Raw genomic sequence first — 17,186 nt, 5'->3', positions numbered from 1 at the left:
GTCTTCCACTACTTGCTTTCCACACTTAACTCACCCTTGGCTTTCTCAAGATACAATGTGCACAATCTTACGTCAATGCCCGCATCAATTTTCTCGGATGATGCGCTGAGCCATGCGGTATGTGCTGCAAGAAGGTCCGTAAGTGAAATCAGGCCTTCTGCGTATGATTCCTTTGCGAGTCTGAGATTCTCATCTGCGGAACTCATGTTCGTGATTGATGTACCAAGTTTCTTGTTGGCCTCGATTATCCTGAAGCTGCTCTGGTTCAACTGAAGCTCCACCTTCTCCTTTGCCTTGGCCAGATTGATTTCAGCCACTTTCTGTTTGAACTTTGAAGCGCGGTAATTGTGAACCCTTTCTCCGAAATGAGTGATAGGGATGTTCAGAACTGCGCCGACAATGTAATTGGTCTTGAATGTCTTGCTGAAACCGTTGTACATATTGGGATTGGAACCAAGGAATGAGGCGTTGAATACCAGATTCGGCATGAACCTGCTCAAAGCCAGCTTGGTATTGGCTTTAGCCGCTTCATTCGCCTGCTCGAGCATCTGGATTTCAGGACGCATTGCATAAACTTTCTCCATATCGAATCCGGCATTCTCAACACTCTCCTGCTCAATGTTCTCATCCTTGAGTCTGTAGTCCCCGGAAATTTTCAGGCCGCACAGCTGATAAAGCGCCATTTTTGAAAGCTCCAGACCGTTATCAATCTTGGTAAGTGCAAGATTGGCCTCGTTCTGTTTCACCTTGACATTAAGGACATCACCCTTGGTGGCCATTCCCTGAACCTTCATTTTCTCAACGTTTGAAAGGAGCTTGTCAAGAAGTGCCAGATACTGCTCTGCAAGTTTCTTCTTGTTCATCAGTGATACGCATCTCCAGTAGGCCTCATCAACCTCAAGAATCACGTTCTGCATCATCTGCTCGGATTCAAGCCTTTGCACCTCCTCATTTATCTTTGACAGTTTGTACATCTGTCTTACCAGTCCGCCCATATATACCGGCTGCACAAGAGAAATGCTGCCCCCGAATATATTCTGCACATCGCAGGTCAAGGCGTCCTGAGGCAGATAGGCAAAGCCCATGACTGCGGTAGGATCGAACGGAGGTGTTGGAACTACAGGCAGATACTTGTCCTCCCCGAGAAGTTTCACTGACTTGCCTGTCCTGAAATAGGCGGCATTGAAATCAATTGAAGGCAGGAACTGGGTGAACATCTGCTTGCGTGACTCCTCCGCTGCCTTGAGATTCTGGGATGCAATCTGCAGATCCTTGTTGGACTGCAGGGCCATTGCCCTGAAATCTTCAAGTGAATAGACCCCACCTTCATCAAATACAATCGAGTCTTTCTGAGATGCTTGCACCTTATCCTGGGCAATCAACAGTTGAGCGCCTAGAACTAAAGCGGCAATAATCAAAAACAATCTTTTCATATATAAAAGTCTTTTCTGTTAAACCTTATTAAAACCACAGGTCAATCCTTCCAACTTCAACCCCCCAGCAACCGTCCTGCACTATGACCACATCCCTTCCAAGTTTATTCTTCACTATCGATGGTTCATTGAGGAAAGTATGCGAGTGACCTCCTATGATCATATCCACATTCTCAGTAAGAGGGGCTATCTGCATGTCTCCTGGATTGCTCTGCTTCTTCTCGTCATAGCCGCAGTGAGACAGAACAATTATCAGGTCACACTTGTGTTTGTTCTTCAATTCAAGAGCATATTTGTTCAAGCAGTTTGAAGGATACTGATATTTCATACCGGCAAGTGTCTTGGGGCTGACCAGCCCCGGCAGATTCAAAGTGATTCCCAATATGCCTATCTTCTTTCCGCCACGCTCCACAATGGTGTATGGAGGTATCATTCCATACAGCGGGTTCTCCTCTGAAATCTCATAATTGCAATTTACTACGGGACATTTCAAATGCTTGATCCTGCGGGCAAGTTCCTCACAACCGTTGTCGAATTCGTGATTGCCGAAAGTGGCGGCGTCATAGCCCAATGCATCAACGAAGGCATCCTCGGCATCACCTTTGAAAAGTGTGAAATAAGGTGAACCCTGGCTGAAATCACCGGCATCAACCAGAAGGACCTTCCCCGGATAAGCCTTTCTTATGCTGTCTATGTACTGTTCCCTGCGCTCAATGCCCCCCAGTCCGTCATTTCTTCCGCCTTTCACAACATCAATGTGGCTGTGAGTGTCGTTAGTATGGAGAATCACCAGATCCTGAGCGGAAAGCGAAGCAGAGCATGCAACAAATACTATGGTCACCAATACGCTTAATATCTTTTTCATAACTCCTTCCTCCATCATTTGTTTTCAAGAACTGTGAGTCTGTCATCCAGAGGCCACTCAATATCCCTGCCCTCGGCCTTCATTACAGCGAACTTGTCAAGAATGACATCACGAAGCAGACTCCTCGAAGGAATTTCCTCCACGCCATCGTTGTACTTGAGCATATAGACTCCGTCACCTCCGTTGAGAAGGAAATCAATGGTTGCCACCTTGTAAACGGTTTCATCCTCTATTTCCTTGCCGTCGAGTGTGAGTTCCTTGACCTTCTTGTCTTCAATCACAGCCTTTGCTCCACCAAAAGCGCAGACCCTTGGATTCCTTGCTACCATCTCGAACAAGGTCTTTATGTGCTTGCCCTTCAAATCGATTACAATCACATAGTTGTAGAAAGGATACATTGAGTAAACATCGGCAACAGTTACATTGCCTTTTGCGAAATTGCTTCTCAAACCACCGTAGTTTATCAGGCTCAAGGCAACGTTTTCTTCCTTGCCCTTGGAATCAAGGTAAGACTGTGCGAATTCCTTTATGATATCCACGGTCATATTGGACAGTGCACAAGGATACCCGTTCTTTGTCATACCATCCGGACAATATCCTACAACTATTTCCAGAGAATCCACAGACGGTTTATACTTGGCTAGTACTTCGGAGCAGGCAGTGGTCTGTCCCTGTGGCCTGTCCCATCTGGAATCCATCTTCTCCTTGGACCATTGTATCTTGCTGTAGTTCTGAGCGCATGCACAACCAGCTGAGAACAGAAACAGAGCAGTGAGCAGAAATAAAGTCCTTCTCATATTATATTATTTTATTCTAATCCATTTAAACATATCTTTCCAGCTGGCCTTGGTGCCATACTGAAGAATACCAACCCTGTAAATCCTTGCACATATCCAGGTAATGCCAATGAAAGTTGCAATCAGTATTCCCATTGAGAGAGCGAACTCCCATACAGGTATTCCGTAAGGAAGACGCGCCATCATTACAACAGGAGAAGTGAAAGGTATCATTGAAGCCCAGAAAGAAAGCGAACTGTCAGGGTTCTGGAAAGTGCTGAGCATTATGAACAAGCCTATTATCAGAGGGATGGTGACAGGCAAGGTAAGCTGCTGGGTGTCCGCCTGATTCTCAACTGCAGAACCTATGGCAGCGAACAAGGCGGCATAAAGCAGGTAACCGAAGAGAAAATAAAGTGCAAAACCAAGAAGAAGCATACCTATATGCACACCTTTAAGTGTCTCGAATATATCGGAGATTATTGCAGAAGCTCCTGAATCCTCATTGCTCTGATCCACAATCTCCCCTGCAATTGCACCTGCACTTGCCATATCAATAGTCTGAACGCCTGTCTGCTCCATGACTTCAGCAGGCACAACCTGTTCAACAGGATTCGGAGCCTTCTGTGAAACCACTGAACCTCCGAAGATTGTTGCCGCACCGAACACAAGGACAGCGGTGAGAACTATCCAGATTGCGAACTGTGTGAGTCCCACGGCTGCCGAGCCGAGTATCTTGCCCATCATGAGCTGGAAAGGCTTGACACTTGAAACCAGCACCTCCACCACTCTTGTTGACTTTTCCTCAATAACGCTCATCATGACCCCTGAAGAGAACATCAGGATGAACATATATATTGCAAACGAACAGATGTAGCCCAGCACCATATAAACCTCAACCATCGATTCGTGCTCATCCTCGCTCTCATCTCCAAGCATATATGTGGAAGCCCTCACGTCGGAGTCAACGCTGTGGAGTATCTCTCTCAAACCTTCTATATTATACTTGGACAGTCTGTATTCGGTAACGGCATCATTCACTACGCCATTGAAATAATGCTGCATGTCAAGACTTACCTGTGAATCGGAGTAAATTGCGGTTTCAAGCTCCATTGAAGCGCTGTCCTTCACGCTCACACGGGCAATAGCATCATAATCCAAACTGTTGAAAATCGCTTTCAAATCCTCGAAACCTATTGAACCGTACTGATCGGCTCCCAGTCTTACCAGTTCGAAATTGTCCGACTGGCTTATGAGACTGTCCGCAACAATACCGCTTTCATCAACAAAAGCTATCACCTTCTTCTGGTCATCACCGCCCCAGAGCATGATAAGAGAAGGTACTACCATAAGTGCTGCAAACAGCAGCGGCACAAGCAGAGTGAGTATTATGAAGGATTTCTTCTTCACCTTTACCATATATTCTCTCTTGAAAACTATTCCAATTTTATTCCTGCCCATAAGCGTTTAATTTTCAGAAACCAGTTTTATGAATATGTCCTTCATTCTAGGAACAAGTTTAGTATACGAGCATACATCAACTTTTGAAATCAGGCTGCCCAGCACCTGTGAATTGGTTACACCCGCAGGAAGTTCAAGCACTGCACGCCTGCAATTGTCCTGCACTCCGCTTTCAACAAGTTCGTACATAGAAGGATCACCGGCCAGTTCCTCTCCATTATAGAGCACTTCGACCCTGTTGCCGCCATAATCCTCGCGTATCCTGCGTGTATTGCCTGAAAGAATCAGATTGGACTTGTTTATGAGCGCTATATTGTCACACAACTCCTCAACGCTCTCCATATTATGCGTGGAAAGTATTATTGTTGTGCCGTTAGTTTTCATTCTCAGGATTTCATCCCTTATAAGCTGAACATTTACAGGATCGAAGCCTGAGAAAGGCTCGTCAAGAATAAGAAGTTTCGGGTTGTGCACAACGGTGGTTATGAACTGAACTTTCTGGGCCATGCCCTTTGACAGCTCCTCTATCTTCTTGTTCCACCATGGAGCTATTCCGAACTTGGTGAACCATTTCTTTAGTTCCCTGTTGGCAGTGCTGTAATCCATTCCCTTGATCCGGGCCAGATAGAGAGCCTGCTCGCCAACCTTCATTTTCTTGTAAAGCCCCCTTTCCTCAGGCAGATAGCCTATGCGCTCTACATCCTCCTCGCATATGGGTCTGTCCCCGAAAAGGATTCTGCCGCTGTCCGGGATGGTGATCAGATTTATGGCACGTATCAGTGTGGTTTTTCCAGCGCCGTTCGGACCAAGAAGGCCAAAGATGCAGCCGGCAGGCACATCAATGCTCACACCGTTCAGGGCGGTATGGTTGCCAAAGGTCTTTACTATATTCTCACAACGTATCATACGAATTATTTGTTGTCACTCTTATTGGAATCCGCAATTCTGACCATAGCCTTGTTGTAGCAGGCACGGCACAGCGGCTTGTACGCATTTGTTTCTCCAAGAACAACAAGATTGTCATTCTTGATTGTCCTGAACGAGTGCTGTGCAAGGTCACCGCACATGACGCAGATAGCATGCACCTTGGTAACGTACTCGGCCATTGCCATCAGATGCGGCATTGGGCCGAAAGGGTTTCCAAGATAGTCCATGTCAAGGCCTGCACATATGACCCTCACTCCTGCATCCGCCAGCTGCTTGCAAACATCAACTATGGACTCGTCAAAGAACTGGACCTCATCAATGCCTATTACCTGAGCATCCCCTGCCAGTTCCAATATCTCCCTGGCCTCCTTCACGGGGCGCGAATTTATTGCGTGCGCATCGTGCGAAACAACATCACTGTTTGAATATCTTACGTCAATTGCCGGCTTGAATGTCATTATTCTCAGATTGGCGAATCTTGCCCTCTTTATTCTCCTTATCAGTTCCTCTGTCTTGCCTGAAAACATGGAACCGCATATCACCTCCAGACAGCCCCTTGTGGTAATATGTTCCAAATACAATTCTTCCATAAAAAAACTTTAAAGCAAATTACAAAGATAATCAAAATCGGCCTTAGGAAAAATCAACTATACGAAGAATTTGTTCACTTTGTCAATAACGTTGGGCAGAGCGAAAACAACCACCCTGTCATATGCGTTCACGGTTGAGGAATGACCGGTTATGAAGCATTCGTTACCGCGTACAATGCCGCCTATTATGGCTTCCTTAGGGAAATTCAAATCCTTGATCCGCCCTTTTGTTATGCGCGATTCAGGATTGGCAATGAATTCCAGAACCTCCGCATCCGTTCCGTTCAGACATTTCACGGTACGTATCTTGTTACTCAAAGTGAACCGGAAGATTCTTCCGGCCGTGCTGAGTTTCTTGTTGATTACAGCATCAACGCCCATTCCTTCAGCGAGCTTTATATACTCTATGTTCTCAACCTCAGCAATGGTCTTTGCCACACCAAGCCTCTTTGCTGCCGCACAGGCAAGGATATTTGTCTCCGAGCTGCTGGTTACTGCAACAACCGCATCGAATTCCCTGATATTCTCCTCAATGAGCAGATCGGTGTTCCTGCCGTCGCCCTGAATTATCAGTGCGTCAGGATACTTCTGCGCAAGCCAGGTGCATCGTTCCTCCTTGTTCTCCACAACCTTTATCAGACCTATGCCGTCACCTATCCTGTCAAGCAGCGTATCGCAGATACGGCCTCCGCCTATTATCATCAGGCTGTTGATATCTATCTTGTTCTTTCCGGAGTACTCCATAGCTTCGTCCAGACCATCGCGGGTGGAGATTATATAAACAAGATCTCCTTCAAGGAACTTGAAATCCTCGGCTTTAGGTATGAGTGTAGCACCATCACGGCCTACTGCAACTACCTTGTAATTTGTCACTTCGCCCTCGGAAGACAGGTAATCCAGGCCCTTGCGTATCAGAGGCGCACCCTCCTCAAGCCTTATGCCCACCATCTGAAGCCCTCCTGAAGCGAACTCAATGTATTCATTGGTTCCAGTCTGCTTGAGCAGGTCGTATATCTCACCGGCCGCAATGCGCTCCGGATAGAAGAGCAGATCAATGCCCAGATCCTTAAACAGAACCTTGTTGTCTGTCTCCATGAACTCGTTGTTGTTTATTCTGGCCGTAACTATCTTTGCACCAAGCTGTTTGGCCAGCAGGGCACTGATTATGTTCTTGTTCTGCTCCTCAGCGGGAGCCACGGCTATGAACAGGTCCGCATCCTGGACCATAGCGGTTTTCAGAATCCCCACGGAAGTGGTCTCACCCTCAATGGTAACAGCATCTGTAAGCGAAGACACTGTGGCCAGACGGGCCGGATCCCTGTCAATTATAGTAAGGTCGTGACCGCCACCTCCAAGCATCTTTGCAAGATGGCATCCTACATCACCTGCACCAGCAATTACAATATTCATAAACAGTCCTATATTTTTCTACTGCGATAGTGAATCAGCAGCGGCCACCTCCTCCGCCGCCGCCGAAATGTCCGCCTCCGAAACCGCCGAAACCGCCGTGGCCTCCACCGAAACCTCCACCAAAGCCGCCGCCGAAACCTCCGAAGCCTCCTCTGCCGGAGCGGCCGGAACGACCTGACAGCATATCCAGCAGCAGAAGTTTCTCCAATGTGCTCATTTTCCTTCCGCCGCCTCCCTTGCCATCGCCATCATTGTTTTTAGAGCCTTTGATGAGTATGATGATGAAAAAGATGAACAGTATCATGAAGATCACGGCGGTTGCAACTGCGCCGTCATCCTCCTGCCCGCCAGCAAATTCATTGGTTGAAATCTCACCTGCAAGAATCGGCATTATAGCATCCAGGCCGCTTTCAATGGCCTGATAGTAATTGTCCTGCTTGAGGAAAGGAATCATGTGCTCACGGACAATCCTCGAACAAAGAGCATCCGGCAAAGCACCCTCAACGCCATATCCGGTGGCTATGAAAGCGGCCCTGAAATCCGAAGGATTCATCTTTGCCTTCACCAGCATCACAACTCCGTTGTTGTACTTGCCCTGTCCCACTCCCATCTGCTCTCCTATCCTGTAGGCCATAGCGGCTTCATCATCGTTCTCAAGCTCGGGATATACGGCTACAAGTATCTGGTTTGAGGTACTGTCTGCAAATGCCACCAGCTTGTTCTCAAGAGCAGCTATCTGCTCACTGCTCAGGACACCGGCAAAATCGTTCACGAGCCTGTCCTTTGCAGGCATTGTAAAAGAAGACAAGGCCGCCGTTAGAGAAACGGCAGCCATAATCATCCTGCAATATGCAAAAAATCTCTTCAATTGCTTGCTTGTATTGTAAAACTAGAATTGAACAACTGGAGCGTTCTGAGCACCTTCCGCAGCGGCAAAATAAGGTTTCTTCTCAAAGCCGAACATGCTTGCAAGAATGTTCCTCGGGAATTTCCTTATCATGGTATTGTACTCCTTTGCCGCCTCATTGAATTTCTGACGTTCAACGGTTATTCTGTTCTCCGTTCCCTCAAGCTGCACCTGAAGGTCACGGAAATTCTCGTTTGCCTTGAGATCGGGATAATTCTCCTGAATCATAAGCAGACGGCCGAGTGCGCTGCTCAGTTCGCCCTGAGCCTTGTTGTATTTTGCAAGCGACTCCTCGTTAAGATCCTGAGCGTCTATCTTCATTGATGTTGCGTTGGCCCTTGCATTCACAACAGCCTCAAGAGTAGAGCTCTCGTGCTCGGCATATCCCTTTACCGTGGCAACAAGGTTGGGAATGAGATCCGCTCTGCGCTGATATACGTTCTCTACCTGTGCCCAGGCTGATTCCACTGCTTCCTCGCCTTTTACAAAATCATTCTGAGCGCTCTTGATCCAGCCGTAAAGAACAATAACCACAACAATGATGGCTATTATAGTAATCAATCCTTTTTTCATAATATGTTCATTTATTAATTTTTCTTGAGTTGAACGCACCTTACTGAAAGTGCCATGGTATTAGTTGCGCAAGTACCGAAGAAGAAATCCGTCTTGCGTATCTCCATATGCCTGAAGGCCGCATCCTTCGATTCATCCAGAGTTGAGCTCCACCACATTGCCTTTGACTGCATGCCTTTGTAATGAAGATATCTGTCCTGTGCATATCCTGCCGCAAGTGCAGCCCAGCCGAACTTGTTCTCAGGATTGCAGGCTGGATCGTACGGCCAGAAATTGGTACCGTTCAAGGCTGCGTTGATCTGCAGTTTGTCCGCTCCACCTTTCCAGTTGGTATGGAATTTCTGCCTTTCACCATAAAGAGCCTCGGAGAAATCCTCCCAGTCCTCGTTGGTAGGAACGCTCCAGCCTTCAGGGCATACTCCCTGAGGCCCCTTGCCCAATCCGGATGCGCTCTCTCCGCCCGTAGCATCCTCCCAGGTATAGTAACGTCCTGTTATCTTTCCCATTGAAGGAGACTCAGCGTATGGATGACCGGCGCCCTCCCAGTCCAGATTCCTTGCGAACCAGAGCAGATGCCCCACCTCGGTATATGCATATTTCTGATTATCCCTGGAATCAACCATATATGTTTCAGGCTGCTCGAAATCTGTAAAGCTCTTGTCACCGCACAGCAGATTGAGTTCATGCGAATATGTACTGTTATAATAACCTTCCGCCTTGGCATGCGCTGTAATCACGAAAACACCCAGAGTGTCCGGCATTGTCACAGTCACGGTCCGCCCCCAAATGGTATCCTTGAATATCTTGGCAGTGGAAGTTGTCCAGAAATACGTTATGCTTGCATCCTGCGGCTCGGTAAGGCCTTTTGCCTCAAGTGTGTACGTTGACATCGTATCCACATAGCTTGGCATTACAAAAATCAGGTTGCCAGGTATGTATGGTTTTGTCTCAAACTCTTCATCATCATCCTTGGAGCATGAACTGCACAGGCATACGGCAGTCAGCGCGAATGCTGCAAGGAACATCAAATATGTGTTTTTCTTTCTCATAATCCGCAAATTTGCACAAATTTTCAACCAATAGCAATTTTTTATCTTATTTGAAATAATTTTGCATGTATTTACTAAAATCATGCCAATAATCATGAAAATTCACAAAATATTGAAAACCACTTCAAAGATTGCCGTACTTGCTCTGGGAATTGCGCTCTCCGCCACATCCTGTTCTGAAAAAATAAGCAATCCCGCTTATGTTGTAAGCGAAGGTTTCGCCCAGGGAAGCACCTACAGGATAATATACCACATACCCGACAGCCTGCTTCAGGATTCGCTTGCCTTCAACAATGCGGCCGAGGATTCCATAGCAGTCTGGTTCAAACGCATTGACAACGCTGTTTCAGGCTATAACGGCAATTCTGAAATAAGCCTGTACAACAGCGGCCTTACAAGCAATGTCGGCAACATCTTTGCCGACATATTTGAGGAATCGTTCAAATACTATAAAATAAGCGGCGGACTTTTCGACCCTAGCGCCGCTCCCCTCTTCGACCTCTGGGGCTTTGGCTTCAAGAATGGTCTGGAGCCCTCCAGGCAGGCCATCGACAGTGTGAAAGCATTGACAGGAATGGACAGGCTATGTCTTGGAAGAACTCCTGGAGGAAATGTAATCTCCAACTGCGACAGCCTGACTTCAAATGTTATTCAGCTGAATTTCAATGCTATAGCTCAGGGATATACTGCAGACTATTTCGGTCGTGGTCTGGAAAGGATGGGCATTGAGGATTATCTTGTTGAGATTGGAGGCGAGATGCTGTGCAAGGGCGTGAATTCCGGGGGAGAGCTCTGGAAGATTGGCATTGACAAGCCTGTTGACGGCAACAACATCAGCGGTCAGATGATTCAGGCCGTGATTGCAGTAAGCGGCAGGGGAATTGTCACCAGCGGGAATTACAGGAAGTTCTACATCAAGGACGGGCAGAAATATTCCCACACCATCAACCCGCTTACAGGATATCCGGTCACACATTCTTTGCTGAGCGCAACCGTCATTGCACCAAGCAGCACCCAGGCCGATGCCTACGCAACAATGTTCATGGTAATGGGCCTGGAGGATTCGCAGAAATTCCTTGAAGCGCATCCCGAGCTTGACGCCCTCCTTATATACCAGAAGGGTGACAAACTCAAACAGTTCGCCACCCCCGGTATCGTATTTGAATAGAAATATACTTCCTCCAAACCAAACAAGTTTTTTAAAATATTTTGTGTACTGAATAAAAAATGCTAATTTTGTTCAGTACATAATAATAAGTGAATGAAAACTATAGTTGCAAAGCAAAGAGAGGAAAGGGACAAGTTGCTTTCCATGGAATATCAGGAAAGGCATAGTCATGCCAAAGCGGTTATTTACAGGGATTCCAAGCCGATAAAGCTGATAACCGGGCCGAGGAGGGCGGGAAAGTCCGTACTTGCCCTTCAGATGCTTTCCGGCAAGAACTTCGCATATCTCAATTTTGATGATGCAGCTCTGCTTGAAAAATTCTCCGAGGATGCTGTGGAGCAGGCGCTCGGTGAGGTGTACCCTGGATACGAATATATGCTTCTTGATGAGGTTCAGAATCTGGCTGGCTGGTCGATGTGGATCGAGAGACTCTACAGGAACGGGGTCAACATGGTCATCACCGGATCCAATGCAAATCTTCTCTCCGATGATCTTGCGGCCGTCCTTTCCGGACGCTATATGGAAATACGTCTGTTCCCGTTCTCAGCCGGTGAGTATATGTCATATCTTGGTTATCAGGTTGAAGAAACACCGCCGTACCAGCCGGCGGAAGCCAATAACCGTCTGGAAAGGTTCATGACATTCGGCGGTTATCCTGAGATTGCAAAGACGCCCCATGTTACATCGGGGTATCTCTCCGCCCTGTTCGATGCAATAATCATGAAGGACATAGTCCGCCGTTACAAGGTGCGGAAGGTGGAGGAACTTTACAATGTTGCCGACTGGCTTCTCTCCAACTTCACGAATCCTTTCAGTGCAACATCACTTGCAGAAGAGCTGGGTATGTCCAGTGTCCTTACAGTTCAGAAGTTCTCCAGCTATCTGCAGAATACATATCTCTTCCAGTATTTGCCACGTTTCTCAAACAAGCTGAAACTGATGAAGAAGGCCGATAGAAAGGCTTATGTCGTGGACAATGGCTATATAATGGCCCGCGCCTTCGAGCTTTCGGAGAACAAGGGGCGGTTGCTTGAGAACCTGGTTTGTCAGGAACTGCTCAAAAGAGACTATGACCTCAAGAAGTACGAACTGTTCTATTACCGCTCACGCAATGACAGGGAAACCGATTTCGTCTGCCGCAGGGGAGTCAAGGTCGAGCGGATGATACAGGTGTGCTATGATATGAATGCTGTGAAAACCCGCAAGCGTGAGGTGGAGGCACTTGTCGAATGCGCAAGTGAGCTTAAGTGCCTCTCTCTCTCCATCATCACATGGAATCAGGAGGAGACGATACAGCAGGATGGATACACAATAAAGGTTGTCCCGCTCCGTAAGTGGATACTGGAAAAGCTATGCTAAAAACAAGATTCTGAAAATTCTTAACTTATTGGTTGCTTTTTAATTATTAAACAGTACCTTTGAGTGTTTCAAACGAAGGTCAAAAAATAAGCCAACCACATAAGTGGCTAATTTTTAACGTATTGCGTACTATGCAACGTCATTGATAATCACGGATCATGCTTGAAACCCTGTGCTAGGTATAGAACACGGTTCACAAAGAATCAGGATTGACTTGTAGCACGAAAATGCATGGAATGAGCTGTACGGAGGCTAATCAGTAGTGGTGCAGAGTGTATACTGCATACAAACCTGCGAACATGAAAAACACCTGTCCATACAAGTCCGTCAAGAATGCACTATGGCAGCGGGCACTTGGACAGGCCTCACCTGAAAGGTCACACCTGTCCACCAAAGCCTTGCAGGAATGCACTCAGGCGAAGTTCCCATGGACAGGTCTTTTTCGGGCAGTGATGCAAGGCGTGAACTATTCGCTAAACCAAAAATCACCGTCCACGTTTATTGGCATAGGATGGTCTTGTGAGGCGGATTGGCAAATCAATGAGACAGAGGTCTTGTGGCACCGCCGCCGACCTTATACCCAAGCCAGCTGCTACAACAGGAAGCGCAGCATGGAGCATTCAAGGACTCCATTTGCGTTTACGCTGTTGCCAATCCTTTTCGTTCGCAAATATATAATGCGGCCGAAAAACAGGCACTTTTCCGGACGTTTCCAGCTAAACGGCCGAAATTTCGGTGATTTTTCGGCCAAAGTGCAGAATTTTCATGATTTAGCCGAAGATATGCCCATTTCTCGGCCGAAATGCTCTGAGTGGCCGAGATATTGCCGTTTTCTCGGCCATTTGCTTGAAAAGGCCGCATCAGCGGCCTAGCGGAGGGCGCGAAATTGCTGGAAGGCGAAAACTTGCGAAAGAACAGCGAAGAGTTGCGAAAAGCAGCAAGTTCGGTATAGCCCGGGAGCGGGAATAAACAAATGTAGCGGCAGGTCACTGGAATATGAAAAAGCTTCGCCACGGGAAGGCGAAGTTTTTCAGATGAAGTGACTGCCGCAACCAAACGAGCAACAGTATCTTATTTCAAACGCTGTTAAGCCAGAACCTGGCCCTTCAACTCACAACCATTGTACTTGCCGTTCTCAATGGTGTGCTGTCCGTTCACAATCACGTGCTCAATACCCTTTCCGAACTGGTGAGGGTTGTTGAAGTCAGCTGTATCAATGATTGTATCAGGGTTGAAGATTACGATATCGGCTGCATAGTCAGGAGCAAGAAGTCCTCTGTCCTTCAAACCTACTCTTGAAGCAGGAAGAGAGGTACATTTGCGTATACCTTCAGCCAATGAGCATATCTTCTCTTCGCGAACGTACTTGCCAAGGAATCTTGTAAATGTTCCGTATGATCTTGGATGAGGCATCTCTTCACCAAGAGGTCCTTCAGGAGAATAAACGCTTCCGTCCGAAGCAGGCATGCTGAGCTTGTGTGAGAGGAAGAGCTTCACGTTGTCCTCTGTCATTGCAAAGCAGATCATGCTTACGCCAAGATGCTCGCTTATGAGAAGGTGACGTATCATCTCCCACTCGCCCATGCCTGAAATCTCACAGCACTCGGAGAGTCTCTTGTTTGAATACTGTGCGTTCTCAGGAGCGCTGCAGCTCTGGATGAGAACATTCTGAGGACCGCCGAAACGCTCGATGCGGCTCAGTGCGTATGCTCCTATCTCATCGGATGTCTTCTTGGTCTCAAGACGTTTCATCTTGTCCTCGTATGAACCATCGCGGTGTGTGAGAGGAATGAATGTGGTCATTCCTGTTGAGAATGCTATGTAAGGGTAGCGGTCAAAGGTTACGTCAACGCCTTCTGCTACAGCCTTCTCAATCATTTCAATCATATGAGGGCCCTTGTGCCAGTTTGCAGGGTTCTGAGCCTTGAGGTGTGAAATCTCAAGACGCGCACCGCTGTTGCGTGCCATTCTTATTGCCTGCTCAATTGCCTCCTCTACACGGTCATCCTCGTTCATCATGTGAATTGCATAGAGGCCGTTGTGCTTTGCCACAACCTTGAGGAGTTCTGTCATCTCGTCCTCGCTTGCGTATGAACCAGGAGTGTATTCGAGACCGAATGAAAGTCCGAGGCTGCCCATTTCAAGTTCCTTTTCAAGGATCTGGCACATCTTCTGAATCTGCTCAGGGGTTGCAGGAACGTTGTAATCACCAACAACAGCACTTCTGAGCTGGCCCTGGCCTGTATAGCTCTTGAAGTTGATACCTATGCCTTTCTTGCGCAAAGCATCATAGAAGCCATCAACATCCTGCCACCAAGGGAAACCGTGGCGCATGCTTCCAATCTTCTTGGCTGCGTACTCATCTGAATATGGGAATGGTGAATCACCGCAGTTACCACCGATATCAGTTGTCACACCCTGATATATTCTTGAATCTCCAAGCGGTGTCACAAAAAGATTGGTATCAGTATGTGTATGAATATCAATGAATCCCGGAGATACTGCAAGGCCCTTGGCATCAATGATCTTGTCGGCATGCTCGCCAATCCTGCCTATTGCTGCAATCCTGCCGTCACGTATACCTATGCTGCCTTTGATTGGCTCGGCTCCGTCACCGGCATAAATCAGGCCGTTCTTGATGATGGTGTCGAACTGCTCCCTTGTGGTGCAGGCTGTAAGGAATGATCCCATGCCGCCGCCAATGAGCGCAGCGCTTGATCCCATTGCGAATGAAGCCTTGAGGAAGCTTCTTCTTGAAATGTTTTTGTTGTTCATATAGTGATATTGTTTAATGATTTATCGCAGTGAATTGTAAATTTCCCTTTCCTCCTCTGTGAGGTCTCTCTTCCAGCGCTTGTGGCTCCAGAGCCAGTTATGAGGATTGCTCAGGATTGCGCTCTCCAGCAGGCTTGCATAACGCCTGACAATTTCATCGCACTCCATTTCCTTAGGGAACTCGCTTATGGTGGTGAAGTGCATGAGATACTGGCCTCTCTTCTGCCTTGCTATATCAAGGAAAACTACAGGAACGTTCATCTTATGAGCGAGATGCGCAGCACCGTTGAACATAAGGGTAGGCTGTCCGAGGAATTTCACTACCGTTCTTGCATCCTTCGGGGACTGGTCGGCAATGAACACGTACACTCCCCTGTTGTCCTTCTTGAGTATTGTACGCAGGAAATTGTGGGACTCAATTATATTACCTATGATATGGAGATGCTTGTATTCATGAAGCCTTATCTTTATGACAAGGTCGTTCATTATCTTGTTGCGCGTGCGCTTGTAGCCCACCCATATCGGCTGCCAGCCGAAGCTCTCGGGCTTCCTCTCCTTCCAGTAACCGCCGAAGCCACCTATGAGCTCCCAGTTGCCGCGATGGCCCATCACAACTATTATTTTCTCGTGTGTCTTGAAGAGTTCATCGGCAATCTCCGGGTTGTCAATGTAGAAACGCCTGTGAAACTCACGGTTGTCCATGCTCAGGGACCATACGTTCTCCACAATGATATCACAGACATACCTGTAGTATTCCCCGGCAATCTTCCTGATTTCATCGTAATGAAGGCTTGGGAAGCACCTTGAAAGGTTTGTTAATACAGTTGTGTACCTGTACCTTACCACCCTGTGCAGGAAGAACCTCATTACATCCGATATCACATAATGAACCCTCAGAGGCAGCAGGGAGAGCAGCCACATTGCCCCGAAGATGATATTTGCCACAGCCTTATGGAACATTTTCTTCTACAGCGATAGTCAAACAAAGATAACCATAATTTTTGCCGTGACAAATAGATTTTGAAAAATCGAAAGTTTGGCAAATATGAGAGCAGAAATTCCATCACAAACATGTTTTAATTTAGATGCAGTATTTCATGAGTTTTCCATCATTTTGTACAATTAACTCTCCAGTGTAGTAGACTTGGGCTTTGAGAAGCGTCCGCGATGTGGTGCCGTCTTCTTCCTGGAGGCGTATTTCGGGGTGCAGCTATCGGGGATCTAAAAGCCTAAGGCTTCGCAGATGTCAAGTTGGCCACCGATGCACGGCGTGATGAACTTCGCCAGGTTTGTGTGCTCGATGCACAAGAGAACCGCCAGATCGTCTTCAAAATGAAAAAGCTTTAGCTTCTTGATTGCGCAACTTTTCAGCCGACGAGGACTTTGCCGATGTTTCGGGTGGCGGAGTGTGGTCTGCGTTTCCATAAATACAAGATTACAGCTCTTCAATTTCATCGGCGTTCACGCCTGTGCAACTGGATATCAAGTCGGGAGCGAGCCCTTTTGCCTTCATCTTCCTTGCCACTTCACGCTGTTCTTCTGTGCGACCCTCGGCAAGGCCTATGGCATGGCCTTCAGCAAGACCTTCTGCAAGGCCTTCAGCACGGCCTTCCTCAAGGCCCTCTTCCTTCCAGTCTTCGAGGTTGGCTTCGTATTCGGCCTCCCCGAGGATGGATCTCATATAACTGTCTTTGGTGTCCTGTTTCATCTTTGCGGTGTCAGCAGCTTTAAACAAGCGTTCCAGCAGAGGGTCGTTGAGATTGTCCGGAATATCGGCGCAGTCGGCCATTTCCATAAGGACGTATGACAACTTCTCCAAAAATGGTGTATGCTCGTTGATTTCCTGCAGACTGCCAGCAAATTTAGGCAACTCAATAAAGATTTGCAACACCT

Annotated in this window: 14 protein-coding genes and 1 pseudogene; 2 read left to right on the top strand and 13 right to left on the bottom strand. The window is 47.4% G+C overall.

Annotated features, from left to right (window positions below):
• Nucleotides 1-8: 8 nt before the first annotated feature.
• From AC06L3_RS04595 to AC06L3_RS04550, 10 genes are all read right to left on the bottom strand, one after another.
• Complete coding sequence (locus tag AC06L3_RS04595) at nucleotides 9-1,433, bottom strand: TolC family protein (RefSeq protein ID WP_475669443.1); 1,425 nt, start codon at nucleotides 1,431-1,433, stop codon at nucleotides 9-11.
• A gap of 28 nt (nucleotides 1,434-1,461) precedes the next feature.
• Nucleotides 1,462-2,298: a bifunctional metallophosphatase/5'-nucleotidase gene (locus AC06L3_RS04590; protein ID WP_475669442.1), complete on the bottom strand. Its 837-nt coding sequence runs from the start codon at nucleotides 2,296-2,298 to the stop codon at nucleotides 1,462-1,464.
• 14 nt (nucleotides 2,299-2,312) lie between these two features.
• On the bottom strand, nucleotides 2,313-3,095 hold the full coding sequence (locus AC06L3_RS04585; protein ID WP_475669441.1) for a 5'-nucleotidase C-terminal domain-containing protein: 783 nt from the start codon (nucleotides 3,093-3,095) through the stop codon (nucleotides 2,313-2,315).
• 6 nt (nucleotides 3,096-3,101) lie between these two features.
• A complete protein-coding gene (locus AC06L3_RS04580; protein WP_475669440.1) occupies nucleotides 3,102-4,535 on the bottom strand; it encodes an ABC transporter permease in 1,434 nt (477 codons plus the stop codon).
• A 6-nt stretch (nucleotides 4,536-4,541) separates the two neighbouring features.
• On the bottom strand, nucleotides 4,542-5,447 hold the full coding sequence (locus AC06L3_RS04575; RefSeq protein WP_475669456.1) for an ABC transporter ATP-binding protein: 906 nt from the start codon (nucleotides 5,445-5,447) through the stop codon (nucleotides 4,542-4,544).
• A complete protein-coding gene (locus tag AC06L3_RS04570; protein WP_475669455.1) occupies nucleotides 5,447-6,043 on the bottom strand; it encodes a thymidine kinase in 597 nt (198 codons plus the stop codon). The genes AC06L3_RS04575 and AC06L3_RS04570 overlap by 1 nt, the downstream gene beginning before the upstream one ends.
• Before the next feature lie 66 nt (nucleotides 6,044-6,109).
• Nucleotides 6,110-7,462, bottom strand: a complete 1,353-nt coding sequence (gene trkA, locus AC06L3_RS04565) for a Trk system potassium transporter TrkA (protein ID WP_475669439.1) — start codon at nucleotides 7,460-7,462, stop codon at nucleotides 6,110-6,112.
• 34 nt (nucleotides 7,463-7,496) lie between these two features.
• A complete protein-coding gene (locus AC06L3_RS04560; RefSeq protein ID WP_475669438.1) occupies nucleotides 7,497-8,330 on the bottom strand; it encodes a TPM domain-containing protein in 834 nt (277 codons plus the stop codon).
• 21 nt (nucleotides 8,331-8,351) lie between these two features.
• A complete protein-coding gene (locus AC06L3_RS04555; RefSeq protein WP_475669437.1) occupies nucleotides 8,352-8,942 on the bottom strand; it encodes a LemA family protein in 591 nt (196 codons plus the stop codon).
• A gap of 14 nt (nucleotides 8,943-8,956) precedes the next feature.
• Entirely contained in the window at nucleotides 8,957-9,991 is a 1,035-nt protein-coding gene (locus AC06L3_RS04550) for an FISUMP domain-containing protein (RefSeq protein WP_475669436.1), read from the bottom strand.
• A 94-nt stretch (nucleotides 9,992-10,085) separates the two neighbouring features.
• Here AC06L3_RS04550 and AC06L3_RS04545 point away from each other — a divergent pair, with 94 nt between their 5' ends.
• Both AC06L3_RS04545 and AC06L3_RS04540 read left to right on the top strand, forming a co-directional pair.
• The gene (locus AC06L3_RS04545; RefSeq protein WP_475669435.1) at nucleotides 10,086-11,159 is read left to right on the top strand and encodes an FAD:protein FMN transferase; all 1,074 of its coding nucleotides are present in this window, start codon (nucleotides 10,086-10,088) and stop codon (nucleotides 11,157-11,159) included.
• Between the two features lie 93 nt (nucleotides 11,160-11,252).
• The gene (locus AC06L3_RS04540; RefSeq protein ID WP_475669434.1) at nucleotides 11,253-12,518 is read left to right on the top strand and encodes an ATP-binding protein; all 1,266 of its coding nucleotides are present in this window, start codon (nucleotides 11,253-11,255) and stop codon (nucleotides 12,516-12,518) included.
• Between the two features lie 1,086 nt (nucleotides 12,519-13,604).
• On the opposite strand, the gene AC06L3_RS04535 is transcribed toward AC06L3_RS04540, so the two are convergent.
• The 3 genes and pseudogenes from AC06L3_RS04535 to AC06L3_RS04525 form a co-directional block, all read right to left on the bottom strand.
• The gene (locus AC06L3_RS04535; RefSeq protein ID WP_475669433.1) at nucleotides 13,605-15,293 is read right to left on the bottom strand and encodes an amidohydrolase family protein; all 1,689 of its coding nucleotides are present in this window, start codon (nucleotides 15,291-15,293) and stop codon (nucleotides 13,605-13,607) included.
• Nucleotides 15,294-15,314: 21 nt separating this feature from the next.
• Nucleotides 15,315-16,238 carry a lysophospholipid acyltransferase family protein gene (locus AC06L3_RS04530; protein WP_475669432.1) on the bottom strand — a complete coding sequence of 308 codons (924 nt, stop codon included), beginning with the start codon at nucleotides 16,236-16,238 and terminating at the stop codon, nucleotides 15,315-15,317.
• A 490-nt stretch (nucleotides 16,239-16,728) separates the two neighbouring features.
• Nucleotides 16,729-17,186, bottom strand: a pseudogene (locus AC06L3_RS04525) (hypothetical protein); the annotation flags it as partial.

The sequence above is a fragment of the Candidatus Egerieousia sp. genome, from assembly GCF_056211015.1.
The sequence above is the reverse complement of the archived record's forward strand: the minus strand, read 5'-3'. Positions and strand labels throughout refer to the sequence as shown.

Coding starts and splice junctions, on each gene's coding strand:
- AC06L3_RS04595 (WP_475669443.1), bottom strand. CDS start 1,433: ATGAAAAGATTGTTTTTGATTATTGCCGCTTTAGTTCTAGGCGCTCAA.
- AC06L3_RS04590 (WP_475669442.1), bottom strand. CDS start 2,298: ATGAAAAAGATATTAAGCGTATTGGTGACCATAGTATTTGTTGCATGC.
- AC06L3_RS04585 (WP_475669441.1), bottom strand. CDS start 3,095: ATGAGAAGGACTTTATTTCTGCTCACTGCTCTGTTTCTGTTCTCAGCT.
- AC06L3_RS04580 (WP_475669440.1), bottom strand. CDS start 4,535: ATGGGCAGGAATAAAATTGGAATAGTTTTCAAGAGAGAATATATGGTA.
- trkA (WP_475669439.1), bottom strand. CDS start 7,462: ATGAATATTGTAATTGCTGGTGCAGGTGATGTAGGATGCCATCTTGCA.
- AC06L3_RS04555 (WP_475669437.1), bottom strand. CDS start 8,942: ATGAAAAAAGGATTGATTACTATAATAGCCATCATTGTTGTGGTTATT.
- AC06L3_RS04550 (WP_475669436.1), bottom strand. CDS start 9,991: ATGAGAAAGAAAAACACATATTTGATGTTCCTTGCAGCATTCGCGCTG.
- AC06L3_RS04545 (WP_475669435.1), top strand. CDS start 10,086: ATGAAAATTCACAAAATATTGAAAACCACTTCAAAGATTGCCGTACTT.
- AC06L3_RS04540 (WP_475669434.1), top strand. CDS start 11,253: ATGAAAACTATAGTTGCAAAGCAAAGAGAGGAAAGGGACAAGTTGCTT.
- AC06L3_RS04535 (WP_475669433.1), bottom strand. CDS start 15,293: ATGAACAACAAAAACATTTCAAGAAGAAGCTTCCTCAAGGCTTCATTC.